Here is a 21,127-nt window from a genome sequence, read left to right as displayed (position 1 = left end):
AGCTTCAGGGAGGAGCCGATGAGGTTCTGGAAAATCTATGACGGGGTAGAGACGGTTCTGACCCTGGCCGCGCTGGCCGGGGTCGTGATCGCCGTCCTCGCCTCGGGGATCGGCCGCAGCATCGGCGCACCGCTGGCCGCTGCGCCGCAATATGCGCAGCTGTGCCTGATCTGGACCATCATGCTGGGGGCGGATATCGCCACGCGCTCGGGCGAACATATCCGCGTCTCGGCGCTCAGCGATGCGCTGTCGCCGCGCGGGCGCGCCGCGCTGTCGCTGCTTTGCGCGGCCATCATCCTGCCCTTCCTGATCTTCATGGCCTGGCATGGCTGGCACCTGGCGCTTGGCAACTGGCAGCGCGAACTGGGCGCCTCGGGCCTGTCCTACGGGCTGGTCACGCTGGCCCTGCCGGTGGGCGCGGCGCTGCTGGCCATCTCCTTCCTGCGCCGGCTGGCCGCCGCGGGTCCCTCCAAGCTCCTGGAGCCCGACATCGCGCGGGTGGAGGATGCCACGACTTCCGAGGAACTGCTGTGATTTCCGGTCTCATCCTGGTTTTGACCCTCGTCCTGATCGTCATCGGGATGCCCGTGGCCTTCGCCATCGGCATCGCGGGGACGTCCTTCTTCCTGATGCCCTCGACCTTCCTGCCGGATTCCACCGCCGCGCAGCGGATCGTCGCGGTCAGCCAGTCCTTCCCGCTTCTGGCGGTGCCGCTGTTCATCCTGCTGGGCAACCTGATGAACGGATCGGGGATCACCCACCGGCTGATCGGGCTGGCCACGGTGCTGGCGGGCTGGATGCGCGGCGGGCTGGCGCAATCCTCGCTGCTGCTCAGCGCGATGATGGGCGGCGTGTCGGGCTCGGCCGTGGCCGATGCGGCCATGCAGGCCCGCGTCCTGGGCGTGCCGATGGTGGAGAAGGGCTATCGCCCGGGCTTCGTCGGCGCGCTTCTGGCCATCGGCGGGCTGATCACCGCGACCATCCCGCCCAGCCTGGGGCTGATCCTCTACGGCTATCTGGGCGAGGTTTCCATCGGCAAGCTGTTCATCGCCGGGATCGTGCCGGGGGTCCTGCTGACCGTCGCGCTGATGATCGCCACGCGGATCGTGGCGGGGCGGCGGGACTACCGGCCGGAAACCGCGCGGGCGCCGAGCCTGTGCGAGGTCTGGGTGGAGCTGCGCGGCGCCTTCTGGGCGGTGCTGTTCCCGGTCTGGCTGCTGCTGGGGATCCGCTTCGGCATCTTCACCCCCTCCGAGGCGGGCGCCTTCGCGGTGGCCTACACGCTGGTGATCGGCATGCTGGTCTATCGCGAACTGACCCCGCAGAAGGTGCTGGAGGCCTGCCTGCGCAGCATCCGCGACATCGGCATGATCATGATCATCATCATCTTCTCGGGGGTGTTCGGCTATGTCATCACCTTCGAGCGCGTGCCGCAGGACATCGCCGAATTCGCCCTGACGGCGGTGACGGATCCGACGGTTCTGCTTCTGGCGGTGTCGGGGTTCCTGCTGGTGCTGGGCATGCTGGTGGAGGCGACGGTGCTGGTCATGCTGCTGACGCCGATCCTGGTTCCGGTGGTCACCGCCGCGGGGATCGACCCGGTGCATTTCGGGCTGATCATGATGACGCTGGTGACCTTCGGCGGCATGACCCCGCCGGTGGGCGTGTCGATGTTCACCGTCTGCGGGATCCTGGGCTGTTCCTACAAGGAATACACGCTGGAATCGCTGCCCTTCATCGCGGCGGTGCTGATCACGGTACTGGTCATGATCCTGTTTCCGCAGGTCGTGATGTATCTGCCCAACCAGCTGATGTAGCGGCCGCGCGCCCGGCCCCGCGGGGCCGGGCGCTCAGCCCGACACGCGCGCCAGGAACCGCCTGAGCCGCGCGTCCCGGGGGGCGTCGAAGATCCGGGCGGGCGGGCCCTGTTCCACGATCCGCCCGCCATCCATGAACACGACCCGGTCGGCGATCTCGCGGGCGAAGCGCATCTCGTGGGTGACGATCAGCATGGTCTGCCGCGTCTGCGCGACCGAGCGCATCAGGTCGAGGACCTCGCCGACCCATTCGGGATCCAGCGCCGAGGTCGGTTCGTCGAACAGCATCAGATCGGCGCCGATGGCCATGGCGCGGCCGATGCCGACGCGCTGCTGCTGCCCGCCCGAGAGGCTGGCGGGATAGCTGTCGGCCTTGTCCGCCAGCCCGGTTTCGGAAAGGATCTCGCGGGCGCGTGCCTCGGCCTCGGCGCGCGGGCGCTTCTGCACGGTGACCAGCGCCTCCATGATGTTCCCCAGCGCGCTGCGATTGGCGAACAGCCCGTAATTCTGGAAGACGAAGGCCGTCGCCCGCCGCAGCGCCAGGATATCGGCCCGTCCCGCCCGGGCGGCATCGACGGAGATGGCGCCGATCGAGATGCGCCCCGCATCCGGCCGGTCGAGGAAGTTCACGCAGCGCAGGAGCGTCGATTTCCCGGTGCCCGACGGGCCGATCACCACGACGCGTTCGCCCCGCCCGATCTGCAGGTCGATTCCGTCCAGCACGGTCGTCGCGCCGAAGCGCTTGGTCAGTCCCTCGATCCGGATCATCGCGCATAGGCCCTGTTCAGGAAGATCTCCAGCCGCTTCTGCGCCTGGCTCAGCCCCTCGACCATGATCCAGTAGAGGATCGCCACGACGAGGAAGGCCTCGAAATAGAGGAAGCTGCCGGCGGCCTCCTTCTGGGTGGCACCCATCATCTCGGTCACGCCCAGGGTGAAGGCCAGCGAGGTGCCCTTGATCATGTCGATGAAGTAATTGACCAGCGTGGGCGCGGCGATGCGGGCGGCCTGGGGCAGGATCACGCGGCGCATCATCTGCGCCTGGGTCATGCCGACGGATTGCGCCGCCTCCCACTGGCTGCGATCCACCCCGGTGATGGCGGCGCGGATCGTCTCGGCCATGTAGGCGGCGAAATGCAGGGTCAGCCCCATGACCGCGGCCGTCACCCCGTCGATGGCGGTGAGGAAGGACATCACCTGGGGCAGGCCGTAATAGAACAGGAACAGCTGCACCAGGAGCGGCGTGCCCCGGAAGAAGCTGATGAACAGCAGGACCAGCCCGTCCAGGACCGGAACGCGGATCACCCGTTCCACCGCCAGCGCCACCGCAAGGATCAGCGCCAGAACCATCGCTGCCGCCGCCATGGCCAGGGTCAGCGGCACATAGGACAGGATGACCGGGACCAGTCCCAGCATGTAGTCGAGGTCCAGTCCCCTCATTCCGTCATTCCGCGGTGGTGATGTCTGCGCCGAACCACTTCTGCGAAATCCCGGCCAGGGTCCCGTCCTCGCGCAGCGAGACAAGCGCGGCATCGACCCTGTCGCGCATCGCGCGCCCCGCCTCGTCGTCGCGGAAGGGCAGGGCATTGCGGATCTCCGAGAAGGGCTTGCCCGCCAGCGCCAGCGGCAGCGGGCTTTCGGCGATCAGCTGGGCCGAGGAGACGCGGTCCATCACGAAGGCATCGACCCGGCCGAGCGCGGTATCCTGCGCGATGTTCGATTCATAGGTGCGGATGTCGATCTCGTCGGCATAGGGCAGATCGTTCAGGAGCTGCTCGAAATTGGACCCCAGATTGACGGCGACCGTGCGGCCGCGCAGATCCTCCACGCCGGCGATGGCGTCATTGCCTTCGCGCACCACGACCTGGGCCCCGTCATGGACATAAGGCTGGCTGAAGGCGAAACGGGCCTCGCGCTCGGGGGTGATGGTGATCTGGTTCGCCACGGTGTCGATCCGCCCGGCCTCCAGCGCGCCGATCAGCCCGGAGAAGGACATGGTCTGGAACTCGATGTCCAGCCCGGCCTTTTCGCCGATCGCGTTCATCACATCCACCTCGAAGCCCTGGAGCTGGTCCTGTTTCACGAAGGTGAAGGGAAAATAGCCGCCGGACATGCCGACGGTCAGGGTCTCGGCGGCGGCGGCGGCCGGGCCCAGCCCGAGGGCGAGAATGGTCGCGAGGATGCGGTTCATGACGAAACTCCGTGACTGTACTGGCGGTAGAGATGGTTCCCGCGCAGGCCGGTTCAACCGTCGGCGGAAGGGATAGGACTATCGGACCGGCATCGGGCAGGAGCGCGGGACGGCATTTCGGCATCTGCGCGGCAGGAGGAAGGATCTCCCGCGGCCATGCGGGGACGTGCCGCCGGAGCCTCCCGTGGAGGCCCGGCATTGTTGCGCCTGTGTCGGGAGGTTTTCCCGCGGGAACTGAGGCGAAACGCATTCGGGGCAGATGTGAAATGAAAAACCGCAAACCATGGAAATAAAAGTCGCTTTTTCACCCGAATAAAACCGCGGTTTCTTCCGGTGAGCGGATTGCCTCCTGTGTTTGTTTTGCTAGCTAAATGCACGTTGACACCAATTTTGATTCTAGGATACGAACTTGTCTACAAGAACCCGGCGCGGGGAGGCGACGGGATGGAGGAGAAGCAATGCCCTGGAATCACAGTATTTTTGACCTGAACAACTGGAAGGTCACCCTGCCGGTCGATGCCGATTATTTCAAGAGCGACGGCGGAGACGGGAATTTCTTCGACGATACTGCCTATGAGGTGAAACCGCCGAATTTCGAAGGTTTCGAGGCGGAAGAGTTTTTCTACTACGATGCCAATCAGGACGCGATGATCTTTCGCGCGGATGTGAATGGCGCCAGAACCAGCGCGAATACCAATTATACCCGCTCCGAGCTGCGGGAAATGAATGACGATGGCAGCAATGCGGCCTGGTCGGTCAGCCAGGGGGGCACGCTTTCGGCGACGCTGAAGGTCACGGAGCTGGCAGAGGAGGATGACGGAGACCCGGCCCGCGTCATCGTCGGGCAGATCCACGGCGCCAATGACGAGCTGTGCCGCCTGTACTACAATGCCGACGGGGACCTGTACTATGCCAACGAACTGACCGGCAGCGACGGCGACGAACGGCTGTTCTATTTCGAGAACGCCGCCGGGCAGCGCCCGAATGTCGCCCTGGGCGAGACCTTTTCCTACATCATCGAAGTGGTCGACGGAAAGCTGATCGTCGCGATCTATGCCGACGGGCAGACCTATTCGGCAGTGCCCACCGACGGGGTGGACCCGACCGAGATCATCGATGACTGGAACGGGGACAGCTTCTATTTCAAGGCAGGCGTCTATCAGGGCGTCACGCATGTCTCCGGCCATGCGTCGGAAGGGTCCGGCGCGGCCGAGGCGGCCTTCTTCGGCATCGATATCAGCCATGACGAGGGCGGCGGCCGCGATGCCTGGCTGGGTGACAACCCGGGCGGCGGATCGGGCGGCGGCGGCACGGGCGGCGGGTCGGGAAACACCATCGATGGCACGTCCGGCGCCGATGACATCTCCGGCACCTCCGGCGCCGATCTGATCAATGCGGGCGCGGGGGCCGATACGGTCTCGGGCGGCGGCGGCAATGACACGATCAATGGCGGCGGCGGCTATGACAGCCTGAAGGGCGATGCCGGCAATGACGTGCTCAACGGCAATGCCGGGAATGACACGCTCAAGGGCGGTGCCGGAAACGACACGCTGACCGGCGGGTCGGGCAGCGACGAGCTGTGGGGCAATGACGGCGATGACGTGCTGGTCGCGGGCAGCGGTTCGGACTGGCTGAAGGGCGGCGCGGGGGCGGATACCTACGTGTTCACCGACCTGCACGGCACCGATGTCGTCGCCGATTTCAGCCGTCCCAACGGCGATGTCCTCGACCTGTCGGAGATCCTCGACGGGGCCTCGGGGCTTGGCGGCTCCAACGCGATCTCGGGCGGCTATGTGGAATTCGTCCAGGACGGGGCGGATACCCGGCTCTATGTCGATCTCGACGGCGATGCGGGCAGCGGCGCGCGGGTGCATCTGGCCACGCTGCTGGACGAGACCGCTGCCGATTTCGGACTGTCGGACCTGATCCTCTGACCACCCTGTCCGGCGCGCGGCCCTGCCGCGCCGGATGGCCCCGGGGCCCCGATGGGGCGGGCCCCGGGGCCGTTTCGCATGCGGGCGCCAGCCCGGGAATCTCCGGAATTCTACGCAATTCCGCGATACTTCACGGCCACAGTCACGCAGAAGCGCGCCTCCCGGCATTGGACCCGGCGGCCCGTCAGGCTAGAGTCCCCCGGTATCGTTGCTACCTGTCTTAGCCGGGAGATTTCCGCACATGATGGCAAGACGCCATTTCCTGATGAGCGGCGCCGCGCTCTTTTCCGCGCCGCTGGCATTTCCCTCTGCCGCCCCGGCCCAGACCGCGGGTCAATGGGCGCGCTGGGATGCGCAGGTCACTCCCGCCAATTACGACCCGGCGACCACCAATCCCTGGGGCTTTCATCCGCGCTTCCTGCCGACCCGGGTGGAGGCGAATGCGGGCCTGACGCCGGGCGACATCCATGTCGATGCCGTCGCGCGCTATCTGTATCATGTCCGCGATGACGGCACGGCCGACCGCTATGGCGTTGCGATCGCGCGCGGCCAGCTTTACGAGCCGGGCAGCTACACGATCAAGCGCAAGGCGAAATGGCCCGGCTGGACGCCCACGCCGGAGATGATCGAGCGCGACCCGGAGCTTTATGCCCAGCATGCCGACGGGATGCCCGGAGGGCCGACCAACCCGCTGGGGGCGCGGGCGCTGTATCTCTATACCGGCAACCGGGACACCTATCTGCGCATCCATGGCACGCCGCATCCGCGGTCGATCGGCGGCCGGGCCAGCTCGGGCTGCGTGCGCATGGTGATGGCGCATATCATCGGGCTTTACGATACCGTGGCCCTGGGCAGCCGTGCGGTCCTGCATCCGGCGGAGCCGACCGTCACGGCCCAGAGCTGAGGCTCAGGCGGCGGGGGCCTCGGCCTCCGTCGCGGCATCGGGGGCCGCGCGGCAGATCGGCCGCCCCTCGGCGGTCAGCAGCGGCAAGGGCGTGGTCTCCACCGGCCCGGCATGGTCGTACCAGTAGCAGTTGTCTTCCAGCACCCGCGCCGTATCGACATTCTGGCCCGGCGCAGCCATGGCGCGCACGGCCTCGGGCACGGGATCGGCCGTGGCGCCGCCCATGTTGAAGGCGGCAGGATCGCAGCCGGCAAGGCCGGTCAGCAGCAGAACGGGAAGCAGGCAATGGCGCATGGGGCGGGATTCCGTCAGTCGTGTCATGCCGCGACTCTCTCATGCCCGGCGTGCGAGGCAACCGCGAACTGCGCCGGGGCGGGGCGGAAGGGGCATTTCTGCACCAAATTCCGCCCCCGCGCCCGGCGGGCTAGCCCCGGCCGCCCCGGGCCGACAGCCGCAGCAGCGCGCCGAGGCCCAGGACGATCCCGCCGGTCAGCGCGAAGCCCAGGATCGCGCGGCCCTGGTGATCGGGCTGCGGGATCAGCGGCAGCAGCAGGATCGTGGCCCCGTAGATCATCGACAGCGTGCCCAGCTTGCGGCGCTGTTCCTGGTCGGTGACCGCGTCGGCTTCCTCGGGTTCGACGGGCGTGGCGATATCCTCGAAGAAGGCATCGATCTCCTGCTGGCGGCGCTCGCTCACGTCGTCATGGAACCGGCGCGTCCAGAAGAAGAACCCCGTGGTCACCACCAGGTGCAGCAGCATCGAGACGATGAAGACCAGGTCGGCGCTTTCGCGGCCGGTGAAGCTGACCCCGCCCAGCGTCGCCAGAAGATCCGGCGTCAGCAGGTATTTCGACGCCAGCGAGACGCCCAGCCCGACAAGCACGGTGGCCCAGGGCGCCCAGTCCGGCACCTTGCGCACGAAGATCGCCAGGAAAAGCGGGATCAGGATCGGCATCTGGATCAGGCTGCCCATCTGCAGCATGATGTCGAACAGGCTGAGTTCCTTCAGCGAGGCGATGAACAGCGCCACCAGCACGATCAGCACGCCGAAGAGCACCGTCGTCACCTTGCCGAAGATCACCAGTTCCGCGTCGCTGCAGGATCCGCGGCGGATCACCGGCTTGTAGAAGTTGATCGACATGATGCCCGCGCTGCGGTTCAGGCCCGAATCCATGGAGGACATGGTCGCCGAGAACAGCGCGGCCATCATGATCCCGACCATGCCCACCGGCATCGCGACATCGACGAAGGCCAGATAGGCGGCATCGGCGGCCTTGCTGCCCAGGGTCGGATAGGCCGCCTGCAGATCCACCCCCATCAGGGCCGTGGCCATGGGCGGCAGGAACCAGATGAAGGTGCCCGCGAACATCAGGATCGCCGCAAGCAGCGCCGCCTTGCGGGCATTGGCGCTGTCCTTGGCCACCAGATAGCGCGAGGCGTCGAACATGTTGTTGGTCGAGAAGATCTGCTTGGTGATCGACATCAGCGCCCAGATCACGAACAGCCCGGCATAGTTCAGGTCGTTGGTGAACAGCTCGGCGGGGAATTCGACGATCACCCGGGTCAGGCCGAATTCGAAGCCGACGAAGATTACCGCGGTGATCGAGACGGCCATGATGACCAGCATCTGCACGTAGTCGGAGGCCACCACCGCCCAGGCCCCGCCGGTCAGCGACACGAACATGACGACCAGCCCGGTGATGATGATCGTGGTCTCGATCGAGACGCCAAAGACGGCGGAGGCGAAGATCGCCAGCCCGTTCAGCCAGATCCCGGCCTGGATCACGCCCAGGGGCACCTGCGCCCAGGTGAAGACCTGTTCGTTCACCGCGCCGTACCGGCGGCGGATCGCGTCGACCGGGGTGATGCAGCGCGTCTGGCGGAAGATCTCGGCCACCAGCAGGAAGGACAGGAAATAGCCGATCGCGTTGCCGATGAAGATGACTGCGACCGCCAGGCCGTCCGTATAGGCCTTGCCCGCCGCGCCGGTGAAGGTCCAGGCGGAGAACTGGACCATGAAGGCCGAGGCCCCGGTCATCCACCACAGCAGCTTGCCGCCGCCGCGGAAATAGTTGCTGGGACTGTCGGACTTGCCGCGGAAGAGAAAGCCGATCGCGACAATGAAGATCAGGTAGAGGACGACCAGGCCAAGGTCGACCCTGCGTTCGAAGAGGGAGGTGGTAAGATCGTAATCCATCGGATGTCCTGCCTGCCCGGCATCGGCCGGGCGCAACGGGGCCGGGACCGGTCAGGGCGACCGGCGGCGGGATCAGCGCGGCGGCTGAGCGGAGCGGGCGGGGGAGGGTGCGCGGGGTCGCGACGGCCCGGGACGGGCTATTTCACGAAGTCTTCGCGATGCGGCGTGAAGAAATCCAGCAGCATGCCCTCTTCCAGGCAGGTTGCGCCATGCTCGATGCCGGGCTGCTTGTAGGTGGTGTCCCCGGCGCGGACGATCTTCTTTTCGCCGCCGATCTCGAATTCGAAGACGCCGGAGACGACATAGCTGATCTGCTCATGCGGGTGGCTGTGCAATGCGGCGACGGCACCGGTGTCGAAATGCACCTCGACGCACATCGCGTTGTCGTTGAAGGCGGCCATGCGGCGCCGGATGCCGCCGCCGAGATCCTCCAGCTCGTGATCCTTGCCGTAGAAGAAATTCCGGATGTCCACTTGTCGTCTCCCTGATCTCTGGCGGATGAGCCCGGCGCCGCGCGCTGGCGCGATGCCGGAAAGACTGTCGCCCGTTGCCTGCGGGGCAGGGCCGCAGGGCGCCATTCGGCCCCGGTTTCGCAGCTTTCCCCGGCGTGGCGCACCGCGCCCCGGCGATGAAGCGACCCGCCAGATTGCCCCCCTGACGGTGCGGTCCTTCTAGAATATGATTCTCTTGGCTACAAGTTTCTTTGCCGGAAAATATGATGAATCCAGCGCGGTTCGTGTCTCGTGCTTCCGGGTCTTCATTTAGAAGTTATTATTTACAGTTAGTTATAGCGCTTAGCTCATCTAGATTTGTCCGGGTGGAACCGTAACATTCCGAACATCATGGAGATAACCGCACATGCCATTAACTGGGATCCAAGTATGGATTTACCGGAAGAATTGCTTTACCGGTGCGCGGTACGACGCAAATAATTCTGGAGTCAGCTATGACCAAACCCGTCATCGGATTCATCGGCCTGGGCCTCATGGGCGGCAACATGGTCGAAAACCTTCAGAAGAAGGGCTATGAGCTGGTCGTCATGGACCTCAACAGCGATGCGGTCGCGGCAGTCACCGCACGCGGCAATGCCCGCGAGGCGGCCTGCGGCCGCGACCTGGCTGCGGCGGCCGATATCGTGATGCTGTGCCTGACGACCTCCGAGGTGGTCGAGAAGCTGGTCTATGCCGAGGACGGCATCCTGGCCGGGATCCGCGAGGGCGCGGTCCTCATCGATTTCGGCACGTCCATCCCCGCATCGACCCGCCGGATCGGCGCCGATCTGGCGGCGAAGGGCGCGGGCATGATCGATGCGCCGCTGGGGCGGACCCCGGCCCATGCAAAGGACGGGCTTCTGAACATCATGGCCGCCGGCGATCGCGCGGTCTTCGACAAGGTGCTGCCCGTGCTGCAGGACCAGGGCGAGAACGTCTTCCATCTCGGGGCGCTCGGCGCCGGGCACACGACCAAGCTGATCAACAACTTCATGGGCATGACCACGGTCTGCACCATGAGCCAGGCCTTCGCCGTGGCCGACAAGGCCGGGGTCGATCGCGCGCAGCTCTACGAGATCATGTCGACCGGCCCCTCGGCATCGCCCTTCATGAAGTTCTGCAAGAATTACGCCGTGGACGGGGTCAGCGACCTGGGCTTCTCGATCGCCAATGCCAACAAGGACCTGGCCTATTTCCTGGCGATGGCCGAGGACCTGGGGACCCGCGCGCAGATCGCCGAGGGCACGTCGGCCAATCTTCAGGCGGCCTTCGAGGCGGGGATGGGCGAGGGCAACGTGCCCGAAATCTACGACTATTTCCGGACGCTGCCGCGCTGATCCGCGACGCGGATCGCCCGGCATGAAAACGCCCGCCGGATCGCTCCGGCGGGCGTCGTCTTTTTGTCAGGCGGCGGCGGCGCGGGGGCCCGGCCGCAGAAGGATGGCCGCCACGATCAGGACGCCCACGCTGATCGCCGCCCAGTGGGTGGAGATCAGGAGAAGCCCCGCGATCGTCAGCAGCACCTTTTCCCACAGGACCAGGGGCCGGCGGAACCAGCCGATATAGGCGGCCGACAGTGCCAGAACGCCCAGCAGACCCGAGACCAGCGCCGTGGAGAATTCCACCCAGGTGAAGTTCACGAAAAGCAGGCTCGGCGCGTAGATGAACATGAACGGCACCAGCGCCTTGCCCATCGACAGCCGGAAGGCGGTCGTCCCCGTCGTCATCGGTTCGGACCGCGCGAGCCCCGCCGCGGCATAGGCGGCCAGCGCCACGGGCGGCGTCACGTCGGCCAGCACCCCGAAATAGAAGACGAAGAAATGCGTGGCGATCAGCGGCACGTCGAATTCCATCAGCGCGGGCGCGGCGATCGAGGCCAGGATGATGTAGGTCGGCGTGGTCGGGATGCCCGCGCCCATGATGATGCAGGCGATGGCCACGAAGATCAGCCCGAAAAACAGCGCCAGCCCGTTCTCCGACAGGAGCCCGGTGAAATCGAGCGCCGTGACCAGCGTCGCCAGGTCATGGGCCAGCTCGACCACCGCCGCCGAGAACTTGAAGCCCAGCCCGGTCAGCGTCGTCATCCCCAGCAGGAAGCCCACGCAGGCACAGGCCGCGCCGATGGCCAGCGCGAATTTCGCGCCATCCTCGAAGCCGCGCACCAGCCGCGGCGGCGTCAGCACCGTGGACGTGTCCATCGTGGTGTTGCCCAGGCTGCGCATCACCAGCGGCACGTAGCTGAAGACGATGGTCAGGATGATCCCCCAGAACGCGGCGAGGAAGGGCGTGTACTGCATCAGCAGCATCGCGACCATGACGCCGAGCGGCACGAAGAGGTGCCAGGACCGGGCCAGGACCGCCCCGAATTGCGGGATCTTGTCCTTCGACATGCCGGTCAGCCCCAGCTTCTTCGCCTCCAGATGCACCATCAGCAGGATGGCGATGTAATGGAAGCAGGCCGGCACGATGGCGATCAGGATCAGCTCGTTATAGGGGATGCCCAGCATCTCGGTCATGACGAAGGCGGAGGCGCCCATGATCGGCGGGGTGATCTGCCCGCCGCAGGAGGCAGAGGCCTCCACCGCGCCCGCGAAGCGCCCGGAGAAGCCCGATTTCTTCATCAGCGGGATGGTGAAGGCGCCGGTGGTGACGGTATTGGCGATGGGCGAGCCCGAGATCATCCCGAAGAAGCCCGATGAGACGACCGAGACCTTGGCCGAGCCGCCCGAGGCGCGCCCGGCGATGATCGTGGCCAGGTCGATGAACAGCTGCCCCAGCCCGCTCATCTGGGCGAGGATGCCGAACAGCACGAAATGGAACACGTAGGTCGCCACCACCCCGACCGCGACGCCGTAGATGCCCTCGGTGCCGACGAAGAGGTGGTTGATGATCCGGGTGATCGAATAGCCGCGATGCGCCAGGATCCCCGGCAGGTACGGACCGGCCAGCGCGTAGATCAGGCAGCCGACGCCGATCCAGGCCAGGGTCGCGCCCATCGTGCGCCGCGTCGCCTCCAGCGTCATGACGATGGCGATCAGCCCCATCATGTAGACCGGCTCCGGCGGGTTGCCGACATTGTCGATGAAGACATGCTGGAAGAAGACCGACAGATAGGCCGAGAACCCCGCGCCGAAGGCCGCGAAGACCCAGTCGCGCAGCGCGATCCGCCCCGGCGTGGCGCCCTTGCGGTTGATGGGCAGCGTCAGCACGATCAGCACGGCCATGACCGCGGTGAAGACGGTCTTGAGCGTGCTTGCGGGCAGCGCGGTGAAAAGCCCATAGAGAAGGTACAGGTAGAAGGCGGCGAAGATCAGCGACTCGATCCACATGCGCCGGTCGGGGGTGGCGCGCTTCCTCGGGAAGACGAGGAAGATCAGCCCCATGACGAAGCTCAGGTGGATGGTGCGGTGCATCACCTCGTTCAGCAGGCCGAAGCCCGCCGTATAGACATGGAACAGCGACAGCGCGACCGAGGCCACGGTCACCAGGATCGCGACCGGTCCGACGAGGTCGCGGAAATTCGATTCCGCGTCATATTCGCGGACCAGCGCCTCCACCTCGTCGGGGGTGAAGTCGCGGTCGCCATCGGCGGCCGTATGGCCGTGATTGTCCGTCTGGGGCGTCCCTCGGGTCAAAGCGGTGTCTCCTCGTCGCAGGGGGCAAGGGTGAGCGCCGAATGGCCCAGATCCGCCAAGGGCAGATCGGTCCCGGCAATGTGAAGGGTGTTCTCGTATTGCGCCTGGATGCGCAGCGGGATCGGTCCGGTCCGGCGGTGCATGTCGAGGATGAAATGCCCGTCCTCGTGGCGCCAGCCGGTGGCGTCGATGTCATTGGCGATGGAGGGCAGACCCGCGCCATGCGCCATGAAGGTCTCGCGCGTCTGCACGATCTCGCCCCTCTCGACGCGATAGGCATCGGTGACGGGGGTGCGCGACACGGAATGGATGAAGCTCAGCTCGAAGGTGCCCTCGGGCCCCAGCGGCAGCCGCGCGATCTCGCGCCCCGCGCCGCGGGTCTCGCTCAGGCACAGCCAGCCGTCCCCGGCCCGGGCCGCGCCGGGCAGGGCCGCACAAAGCAGCAGGAGGGCGGCCGTGGCCGCCCTCCCCGTGCCGCGGAGGATCCGCAGCATTGCCATTACTGGCTGATGCCCTTCTCGTCGTAGTATTTCTGGGCGCCGGGATGGACCGGGACCGAGACCGACTCGAGCGCCTTGTCGATCGAGATCTGCTTGCCCATCGGGTGGACATTGCCCAGCGTCTCGGTGTTCTCGTACAGCGCCTTGGTCACGGCATAGACGACATCCTCGGGAACCTCGGCATGGGTCGCCCAGATGGCGCGCACGGCCAGGGTTTCCACATCCGCGTCCACGCCCTTGTAGCTTTCCGCGGGGATCACGGAATTGGCGTAATAGGGCTGGGTTTCCTGCAGCTTGGCGATGGCCGGGCCGTTCAGCGGCACGATGCGGATGTCATGGCCGTTGGCCAGGTCGGTGACCGAGGAGGTCGGCAGGCCCGCGGTGATCAGCGACGCGTCCAGGTTGCCGTCCTTGATCTTGTCGACCGACTGCGAGAAGGAGGAGTAATCTTCCGACACGTCCTCGCGCACCATGCCATGGGCTTCCAGCAGGTCGCCCAGCAGCTGCCACTGGCCCGAACCCGGCGAGCCGGAGGAGATCGACTTGCCCTTGAGGTCCTCGAAGGTCTCGATGCCGCTATCGGCGCGCACCACCAGCTGGACGGTTTCGGGATAGAGCGCGCCGATCGCGCAGATATTCTCCACCGGCTCGCCCTCGAACTGGCCCTTGCCGTGATAGGCGGCGTCCAGGATGTCGGCGGCGACGAAGGCCGACTCGATCTCGCCGCGGCCCAGCAGCTGGGCATTGGCGACCGAGGCATTGCCGGTCTCGGCGGTGGCCGACAGCTTGGTGTCGGGCAGTTCCGCGGTGTTGGAGATCAGCTGCGCCAGCATGCCGCCCAGCGGGTAGTAGGTGCCGCCGGTGCCGCCGGTGGCGATGCCGAAGAAGGTGCGGCCCGCGGCAAGCGCCGGGGTCGCCAGCGCGGCGACGGCCAGCGCGGAGGTGCCGAGGAAATGGCGCCGGGAAAAGGTCATGGGAAGCCTCCATGGACTGTTGCGGTGTCCCCGTTCTCTGCGTGCCGCAAGGCGCGCCCGTCGCGGGGTTGGATGAGATGTTTCTTGACGGGAAGTTTTTGCATGTCAATAACAGTTTTCAGCTGCAAAAGGGAATGACATGGCGAACGATACCCCGCAACAGGTTGAAACGGCTCTGTTCAACGGGATTTCAGGGGACGGCCCGGTGCTGCTGAACGTCCCGCATGCCGGGGTGGACCTGCCGGAGGGCTTGCGCGCGGCGCTGACGCAAGAGGCGCTGGATCTGTGCGATACCGACTGGCACATGGACCGCATCGCCCGTGACATCCTGCCTGCGGGCGGCTCGCTTTTGGCGGCGCGGATGTCGCGCTATGCGGTCGATCTGAACCGGCCGCGGGATGATGCGCCGCTTTATGCGGGGGCGACGACGGGGCTGATCTCCACCATCGATTTCGACGGCAGGCCGCTTTACCGCGAGGGGATGGAGCCGGATGCCGAGGAACGCGCGGCGCGCATCGCCGATTACTGGGCGCCCTATCACGCCGCGCTGGCGGCCGAGATCGCGCGCATCCGCGACGCCCATGGCTATTGCCTGCTGCTGGACGTGCATTCGATCCGCAGCCACGTGCCGCGCCTGTTCGAGGGGCGTCTGCCCGATCTGAACCTGGGCACCAATTCCGGTGCCTCCTGTGCGCCGGCCCTGTCGGATGCCGCCTTCGCCGCGCTCGAGGCCTCGGGCTTCAGCGCCGTGCGCGACGGGCGGTTCAAGGGCGGGTTCATCACCCGCCATTACGGCGACCCGGCGGCGCATGTGCACGCGCTGCAGATCGAGATCGCGCAGGATTGCTACATGCTGGAAGAAAGCCCCTGGACCTATCTGCCCGAACGGGCCGACCGGCTGAAGACCGCGCTCGGCGCGCTCGTCGCCGCGATGACCGGCTTCGTGCCGGGCGCGGAGGCGGAGGCATGAGCGGCGACCGTCTGCAGGGCGCGCATTTCCGCCAGGTGCTGACCGCCGATGGCTGGCGGCGGAACGTCTCGGCCGAATTCGCCGCCGACGGCACCATCGCGGCGCTTGCCGAGGATGGCAACCCGCTGGGCCTGCCGGTCTATGAGCGCCCGGTCGTGCCGGGGATCACCGACCTGCACAGCCATGCGTTCCAATACGCGATGGCGGGGCTGACCGAGCTGCGCCGCAATCCGGTGGACAGTTTCTGGTCCTGGCGTGACATGATGTATTTCTTCGCGCTGACGCTCTCGCCCGAGGACATGCAGGCGATTGCCGCGCGGCTCTACCTGTCGCTGCTCAAGGGCGGCTATACCGGCATCGCCGAATTCCACTATGTCCATAATGACCTCGACGGCCGCCCCTATGCGCGCCGCGAGGAACTGTCGCTGGCGATCTTCGCCGCCGCCGAGGCGACCGGGCTGGAACTGACGCATCTGCCGGTTTTCTACGCGCATTCGGGCTTCGGCGGGCTGCCCCCCGGCGAGGGGCAGCGGCGCTTCATCCAGGATCTCGACGGCTATGCCGCGATGCTGGGGGCGCTGAAGGCGCCGGCCGAGGCCGCGGGCCACGTGTTGGGCATCGCGCCGCATTCGCTGCGCGCCGTCACCACGGTGGAAATGGCCGGGCTGATGGATCTGCGTGCGGCGATCCTGCCGGGCTGCCCGGTGCATATCCATGTCTCCGAGCAGGTGAAGGAGGTCGAGGACGCGCAGGCCTGGAACGGCCGCCGCCCGGTGGAACAGCTTTTCGACATCGCCCCCGTCGACCGCAGCTGGTGCCTGATCCATGCCACCCATCTGACCGATGCCGAGCTGGCGCAGATCGCGCGTTCCGGCGCGGTGGCGGGGCTGTGCCCGCTGACCGAGGCCAATCTGGGCGACGGCATCTTCCGTGCCGCCGAGTTCCTCGACCAGGGCGGCGTCTTCGGCATCGGTTCGGATTCCAACATCGCCACCGTCGCGGCGCAGGAATTGCAGATGCTGGAATACAGCCAGCGCCTGCGCGACCGGCAGCGCAACGTCCTGGCCGCCATGGACGCGCCTCATGTCGGCACCAACCTGTGGGGCCGCGCCGTCACCGGCGGCGCCCGTGCGGCGGGCCGCCCGGAGGCGGGGCTGGCAGTGGGCGGCATGGCCAGTTTCGTGGAACTGGCCAGCGACGAGCCCGCTGCCATGGCCCCGGTCGCGCCGGAGGCGGCGCTGGATTTTCACGTCTTCGCCGGGCGCGGGTTCCATGTCGGCGATGTGGTCGTGCGCGGCCGCCGGGTCGTGCAGGCCGGGTGCCACCCGCAGGAGGACCGCATCCGCGCGGATTACGCCGCCGCCATGGCGCGGATCTCGGCGCGGCTGGCGGCGCGCGGCGCAGGCTGAGGAGGGCAGGCCATGGCAAAGGAGCCCGATTACCGCTCGAACTCGCTGTTGCGGGGCCTGAGCATCCTTGAATGCTTCGAGCCGCGCCGCCCCGAGATGACGCTGACCGAGATCGCCGAGGCGATCTCGGTGACCAGTTCGGCCGCCTACCGGTTCATCGTGACGCTGGAACGCGAAGGCTACCTGATCCGCCAGGAGAACCGCTATCGCCTGGCGCCCAGGGTGATGGACCTGGGCTATCGCTACCTCGCCTCGCTGGATGTCTATGACCTGGCGCGGCCGCTGGCGGAGGCGCTGCGCAACGAGACGGGCTTCACCGTCCATGTCGCGGTGCTGCAGGAAACCGAGATCGTCTATGTCCATCGCGCGCTGTCGGACCGGGCGATGGTGTCGAACGTGCCGGTGGGGTCGCGCCTGCCGGCCTTCTCGACCACGATGGGGCGGGTATTGCTCAGCGATCTGCCCGAGGAGGAACTGGACCGCCGCTTCGCGGGCTATGCCTTCGACCGGATGAGCCCGGCCGCGCCCGCCTCGCTGGCCGAGCTGAAACCGCTGCTGAAGGCCGACCGCAGGCGCGGCCATGTCGCGCAGGGCTCTCACCTGGCGACCGGCACCTATTCCATCGCCGCGCCGCTGGTGTCGCGCCACGGCCATTACGTGGCGGCGATGAACCTCTCGGGCCACGAGATGCAGATGCAGCCCGACCCCGCGCTGACCGCCCGCGTGCTGGCAGTGGCGGCCGAGATCTCGAAACTGCTCTGAGGGCGGGTCTACATGACCGCGCCGATCTGCCAGGGAACGAATTCCACCGCGCCGAAGCCCTGCGCCTCGCTCTTGGTCTTCTCGCCCGAGGCCACGCGCAGCAAGAGCTCGTAGATCTGGCGCCCCTTGTCGGCAATTGGGGTCCCGTCGAGGATGTCGCCGCAATTGACGTCCATGTCGCCCTCCATCCGCCGCCACAGGTCGGCATTCGACGCGATCTTGACCGAGGGCACCGGCTGGTAGCCCGAAACCGAGCCGCGCCCGGTGGTGAAGGCGATGAGGGTGGCGCCCGAGGCGGTCTGGCCGGTCACCGAACAGGGGTCGTAGCCGGGGCTGTCCATGAAGACGAAGCCGGGGCGGTCGATGGGTTCGGCGAATTTGTAGACCCCCGCCAGCGGCGCGGTGCCGCCCTTGGCGACGGCGCCCAGCGATTTCTCCAGGATCGTGGTCAGCCCGCCGCGCTTGTTGCCGGGGCTGGGATTGTTGTCCATCTCGCCGAAATTGCGGGCGGTGTAATCCTCCCACCACTCGATCAGCCCGACCAGCCTGCGCCCCGTGGGCGCGTCCACCGCGCGCCGGGTCAGAAGGTGTTCGGCGCCGTAGATTTCCGAGGTCTCCGACAGGATCGATGTGCCGCCCTGGCGCACCAGCAGGTCCGAGGCATGGCCGAGCGCGGGATTGGCGGTGACGCCGGAATACCCGTCCGAGCCGCCGCATTGCATCCCCAGCACCAGCGCCGAGGCCGGGGCCGGGGCGCGCCGGGCGGTGTCGGCGGCGGCGGCCAGTTCGCGCAGAAGGCCCAGCCCGCGATCCACCGTGGCGCGGGTGCCGCCCTCGTGCTGGATCGTCATGTAGCGGAACCTCTCGCGGTCCTTCATCGCGGCGCGGTCCACCAGGTCGGGGATCTGCATCACCTCGCAGCCCAGCCCCACCATCAGGATCGCGCCGAAATTCGGGTTGCGCCCATAGCCCGCCAGGGTGCGGAACAGCGTGTCATAGCCTTCGCCCTTGCCGGACATGCCGCAGCCCGATCCATGGACGATGGGCACGATCCCGTCGACATTGGGATAGGCATCGAGCAGACCCCCGCGCGTGGCGGCCTCGGCGATGAAGCGCGCGACGGAGCCTGCGCAATTCACCGAGGTCAGGATGCCGATATAGTTGCGCGTCCCGACCCGGCCCGAGGGCCGGTGGAACCCCAGGAAGCTGTCGGCGCCCGCGGCCGGGGGCAGGGGCCGTGCATCCAGGGCGAAGCCGTAATCCTGCCGGTGCGCGCCCATGCCGAGATTATGGACATGGACATGCATGCCCGGGGCCACGGGCTGCGTCGCCGCGCCGATGATCTGCCCGTATTTGCGTACGGATTCGCCCGCGGCGATGGCGGCGGCGGCGATCTTGTGCCCCGCCGGGACGGGCTCCGCCGCGGTGATCCCGCCGGGCAGGACCGTGCCCGCGGGCACGGCGCGCAGCGCCACCAGGACATTGTCCTCGGGGTGCAGATGCAGCGCGCAGGGGGGATCCGTGAGGTCCTTCATGGCGTCACCAGCACCTTGACGATGGCGCCGCGCTCGGCGGCGAGGCCGGGGAAGCGGCCGGGCAGGTCGGCCAGCGGCAGCACCTCGGTGGCGATGGCGTCCGTGGGCACCTGTCCGTCGCGGATGGCCGCGATCACCCGGTCGAAATCGGCGCGCAGGGCGTTGCGGCTGCCGATGATGCGGGTCTCGCGCTTGTGGAACTCGGCATCGGCGAAGGTGATGTCGTCCTTGACCACGCTGACCAGCACGCTCGATCCGCCATGCGCGACCAGCGGAAAGCCCGCCATGATCGATGCCGCGCTGCCGGTGGCGTCGAAGACCGTGTCGAACCCCTCGGCCAGGTCCCCCGCCAGGATGTCGCGGCCCGCCTCCTGCAGGCGCTCGAAGCCGAAGAGCCGCCGCGCCGTGGCCAGCCTTTCGGCGGAGAGGTCGCTCAGATGCACCTCCGCCCCGGCGAGCCGCGCGAAGATCGCGGTGCCCAGCCCGATGGGTCCCGCGCCGGTGACCAGCACGCGGTCGCCCGGGACCAGCCCGGCGCGGGCCACGGCATGGGCGCCGATGGCGAGGAATTCGACCATCGCCGCCTGGATCGCGCTCAGCCCCTCGGCGGGATAGAGGTTCGCCTCCGGCACCGCGATGCGGGCGCACATGCCGCCGTCGCGATGCACGCCCAGCACCTCGATCGCGGCGCAGCAATTGGGTTTCCCGCGCAGGCAGGCCCGGCAGGTGCCGCAGGACAGGTAGGGGTTCACCACTACCAGCTGACCGGCATCCGGCCCGTCCGCCAGGTGGCCGGACAGCTCGTGCCCGATCACCCGCGGATAGTCGAGGAACGGGTGCTTCCCCTCGAAGATGTGGTAATCCGTGCCGCAGATGCCGATCGCCGCGATATCGACCAGCCGCCAGCCGGGCGGGGCGATCATCGGCCATGCGCGCGGCGCGACCTCGAACCGGCCGGGCGCGACGCAGATGCCGCAATCCATCAGGTCGCCGGGAAGATCCCTCATTGCGCCGCCTCCGCCATCAGGTTGCGCGCCGACCAGTCGGCGGGCAGCTCGCCCTTGACGATCAGGCTCAGCACGTCGTCCTTCGACACTTCGTGGATGGCATGGGCGCCGACCAGCCGGCCCTTGTTCATCACCACGACCCGGTCGCACAGCTCGAACACGTCATGCATGTCATGGCTGACGAGGAAGATGCCGATGCCCTCGTCGCGCAGCTGGCGGATCAGGTCGGCGACCATGGCGGTTTCCGACGGTCCCAGCGCCGCGGTGGGTTCGTCCATGATCAGGATTTTTGTGTCGAAATAGATCGCGCGGGCGATGGCGATCACCTGCCTCTGCCCGCCGGACAGCGACGAGACCGGATCGCGCAGGTTCTTGAAATTCGGGTTCAGCCGCGCCAGCACGGTCCTGGCCTCGGCCAGCATCCGCGCGTCGTCGAGATTGCCGAACCGGGTCTTGAGTTCGCGGCCCAGGAAAAGATTGGCGGCCGCGTCCAGGTGATCGGCCAGCGCCAGGGTCTGGTAGATCGTCTCGATCCCGGCCGCGCGGGCGTCATTGGGGCTGGAAAAGGACGCGGGGCTGCCGTTGACGCGGATCTCGCCGGCCGAGGGCGTCATCGCCCCGGACAGGATCCGCATCAGGCAGGACTTGCCCGCGCCGTTATGGCCCAGCACGCCGACCACCTCGCCCGGCCAGAGGTCCAGCGAGACGCGGTCGACCGCGCGGATGCCGCCGAAATGCTTCTCGATATCGATGAGTTCCACGAGGGGGCGGGTCATGCTGTGGCTGCCTTTCTGCCGGAAGG

20 protein-coding genes are annotated in these 21,127 nt (G+C 67.2%); 8 read left to right on the top strand and 12 right to left on the bottom strand.

Annotated elements, in window-relative coordinates; all coding sequences use genetic code 11:
• Positions 1-18: 18 nt before the first annotated feature.
• Complete coding sequence (locus ICN82_RS01010; RefSeq protein ID WP_193178966.1) at positions 19-534, top strand: TRAP transporter small permease; 516 nt, start codon at positions 19-21, stop codon at positions 532-534.
• A complete protein-coding gene (locus ICN82_RS01005; RefSeq protein WP_193178965.1) occupies positions 531-1,817 on the top strand; it encodes a TRAP transporter large permease in 1,287 nt (428 codons plus the stop codon). Before ICN82_RS01010 ends, ICN82_RS01005 begins: the two co-directional genes overlap by 4 nt.
• 33 nt (positions 1,818-1,850) lie before the next feature.
• Here ICN82_RS01005 and ICN82_RS01000 read toward each other — a convergent pair whose 3' ends face one another.
• Genes ICN82_RS01000 through ICN82_RS00990 form a run of 3 tightly spaced genes read right to left on the bottom strand, consistent with a single transcriptional unit; the run spans position 1,851 to position 4,007 of the window.
• On the bottom strand, positions 1,851-2,585 hold the full coding sequence (locus ICN82_RS01000) for an amino acid ABC transporter ATP-binding protein (protein ID WP_193178964.1): 735 nt from the start codon (positions 2,583-2,585) through the stop codon (positions 1,851-1,853).
• On the bottom strand, positions 2,582-3,256 hold the full coding sequence (locus tag ICN82_RS00995; protein WP_193178963.1) for an amino acid ABC transporter permease: 675 nt from the start codon (positions 3,254-3,256) through the stop codon (positions 2,582-2,584). Before ICN82_RS00995 ends, ICN82_RS01000 begins: the two co-directional genes overlap by 4 nt.
• 4 nt (positions 3,257-3,260) lie before the next feature.
• On the bottom strand, positions 3,261-4,007 hold the full coding sequence (locus ICN82_RS00990) for an amino acid ABC transporter substrate-binding protein (protein WP_193178962.1): 747 nt from the start codon (positions 4,005-4,007) through the stop codon (positions 3,261-3,263).
• Positions 4,008-4,465: 458 nt separating this feature from the next.
• On the opposite strand from ICN82_RS00990, the gene ICN82_RS00985 reads away from it, so the two are divergent.
• Positions 4,466-5,941, top strand: coding sequence for a polysaccharide lyase family 7 protein (locus tag ICN82_RS00985; RefSeq protein ID WP_193178961.1), 1,476 nt, complete (start codon positions 4,466-4,468; stop codon positions 5,939-5,941).
• 241 nt (positions 5,942-6,182) lie between these two features.
• Positions 6,183-6,845, top strand: a complete 663-nt coding sequence (locus ICN82_RS00980; protein ID WP_193178960.1) for a L,D-transpeptidase — start codon at positions 6,183-6,185, stop codon at positions 6,843-6,845.
• A 3-nt stretch (positions 6,846-6,848) separates the two neighbouring features.
• Here ICN82_RS00980 and ICN82_RS00975 read toward each other — a convergent pair whose 3' ends face one another.
• The 3 genes from ICN82_RS00975 to ICN82_RS00965 all read right to left on the bottom strand — a co-directional run bounded on the left by ICN82_RS00975 (position 6,849) and on the right by ICN82_RS00965 (position 9,515).
• On the bottom strand, positions 6,849-7,166 hold the full coding sequence (locus ICN82_RS00975; RefSeq protein WP_226898192.1) for a hypothetical protein: 318 nt from the start codon (positions 7,164-7,166) through the stop codon (positions 6,849-6,851).
• 103 nt (positions 7,167-7,269) lie between these two features.
• Positions 7,270-9,042: a sodium:solute symporter family transporter gene (locus ICN82_RS00970; protein WP_193178959.1), complete on the bottom strand. Its 1,773-nt coding sequence runs from the start codon at positions 9,040-9,042 to the stop codon at positions 7,270-7,272.
• Between the two features lie 137 nt (positions 9,043-9,179).
• Positions 9,180-9,515 (bottom strand): cupin domain-containing protein, encoded by a 336-nt coding sequence (locus ICN82_RS00965; protein ID WP_330998941.1) that lies wholly within the window; start codon positions 9,513-9,515, stop codon positions 9,180-9,182.
• A 473-nt stretch (positions 9,516-9,988) separates the two neighbouring features.
• Between ICN82_RS00965 and ICN82_RS00960 the strand changes: the two genes are divergently transcribed.
• Positions 9,989-10,870, top strand: coding sequence for an NAD(P)-dependent oxidoreductase (locus tag ICN82_RS00960; RefSeq protein WP_193178957.1), 882 nt, complete (start codon positions 9,989-9,991; stop codon positions 10,868-10,870).
• Positions 10,871-10,936: 66 nt separating this feature from the next.
• Here ICN82_RS00960 and ICN82_RS00955 read toward each other — a convergent pair whose 3' ends face one another.
• The 3 genes from ICN82_RS00955 to ICN82_RS00945 are packed head-to-tail and all read right to left on the bottom strand — an operon-like array spanning position 10,937 to position 14,642.
• Complete coding sequence (locus ICN82_RS00955; RefSeq protein ID WP_193178956.1) at positions 10,937-13,168, bottom strand: TRAP transporter permease; 2,232 nt, start codon at positions 13,166-13,168, stop codon at positions 10,937-10,939.
• On the bottom strand, positions 13,165-13,662 hold the full coding sequence (locus ICN82_RS00950; protein ID WP_193178955.1) for a DUF1850 domain-containing protein: 498 nt from the start codon (positions 13,660-13,662) through the stop codon (positions 13,165-13,167). The genes ICN82_RS00955 and ICN82_RS00950 overlap by 4 nt, the downstream gene beginning before the upstream one ends.
• A 5-nt stretch (positions 13,663-13,667) precedes the next feature.
• Positions 13,668-14,642: a TAXI family TRAP transporter solute-binding subunit gene (locus ICN82_RS00945; RefSeq protein WP_193178954.1), complete on the bottom strand. Its 975-nt coding sequence runs from the start codon at positions 14,640-14,642 to the stop codon at positions 13,668-13,670.
• 139 nt (positions 14,643-14,781) lie between these two features.
• Here ICN82_RS00945 and hutG point away from each other — a divergent pair, with 139 nt between their 5' ends.
• The 3 genes from hutG to ICN82_RS00930 are packed head-to-tail and all read left to right on the top strand — an operon-like array spanning position 14,782 to position 17,783.
• Positions 14,782-15,612: an N-formylglutamate deformylase gene (gene hutG / locus ICN82_RS00940; RefSeq protein ID WP_193178953.1), complete on the top strand. Its 831-nt coding sequence runs from the start codon at positions 14,782-14,784 to the stop codon at positions 15,610-15,612.
• Positions 15,609-17,021, top strand: coding sequence for a formimidoylglutamate deiminase (locus ICN82_RS00935; protein WP_193178952.1), 1,413 nt, complete (start codon positions 15,609-15,611; stop codon positions 17,019-17,021). The genes hutG and ICN82_RS00935 overlap by 4 nt, the downstream gene beginning before the upstream one ends.
• Positions 17,022-17,033: 12 nt before the next feature.
• The gene (locus ICN82_RS00930; protein WP_193178951.1) at positions 17,034-17,783 is read left to right on the top strand and encodes an IclR family transcriptional regulator; all 750 of its coding nucleotides are present in this window, start codon (positions 17,034-17,036) and stop codon (positions 17,781-17,783) included.
• Between the two features lie 8 nt (positions 17,784-17,791).
• Here ICN82_RS00930 and ICN82_RS00925 read toward each other — a convergent pair whose 3' ends face one another.
• The 3 genes from ICN82_RS00925 to ICN82_RS00915 are packed head-to-tail and all read right to left on the bottom strand — an operon-like array spanning position 17,792 to position 21,101.
• The gene (locus ICN82_RS00925; RefSeq protein WP_193178950.1) at positions 17,792-19,318 is read right to left on the bottom strand and encodes a UxaA family hydrolase; all 1,527 of its coding nucleotides are present in this window, start codon (positions 19,316-19,318) and stop codon (positions 17,792-17,794) included.
• On the bottom strand, positions 19,315-20,325 hold the full coding sequence (locus tag ICN82_RS00920) for a zinc-binding alcohol dehydrogenase family protein (RefSeq protein ID WP_226898191.1): 1,011 nt from the start codon (positions 20,323-20,325) through the stop codon (positions 19,315-19,317). The genes ICN82_RS00925 and ICN82_RS00920 overlap by 4 nt, the downstream gene beginning before the upstream one ends.
• Positions 20,322-21,101 carry an ATP-binding cassette domain-containing protein gene (locus ICN82_RS00915; protein ID WP_193178949.1) on the bottom strand — a complete coding sequence of 260 codons (780 nt, stop codon included), beginning with the start codon at positions 21,099-21,101 and terminating at the stop codon, positions 20,322-20,324. The genes ICN82_RS00920 and ICN82_RS00915 overlap by 4 nt, the downstream gene beginning before the upstream one ends.
• Positions 21,102-21,127: the final 26 nt, after the last annotated feature.

The sequence above is a fragment of the Mangrovicoccus algicola genome, from assembly GCF_014903745.1.
Classification (GTDB): Bacteria; Pseudomonadota; Alphaproteobacteria; order Rhodobacterales; family Rhodobacteraceae; genus Mangrovicoccus; species Mangrovicoccus algicola.
The sequence above is the reverse complement of the archived record's forward strand: the minus strand, read 5'-3'. Positions and strand labels throughout refer to the sequence as shown.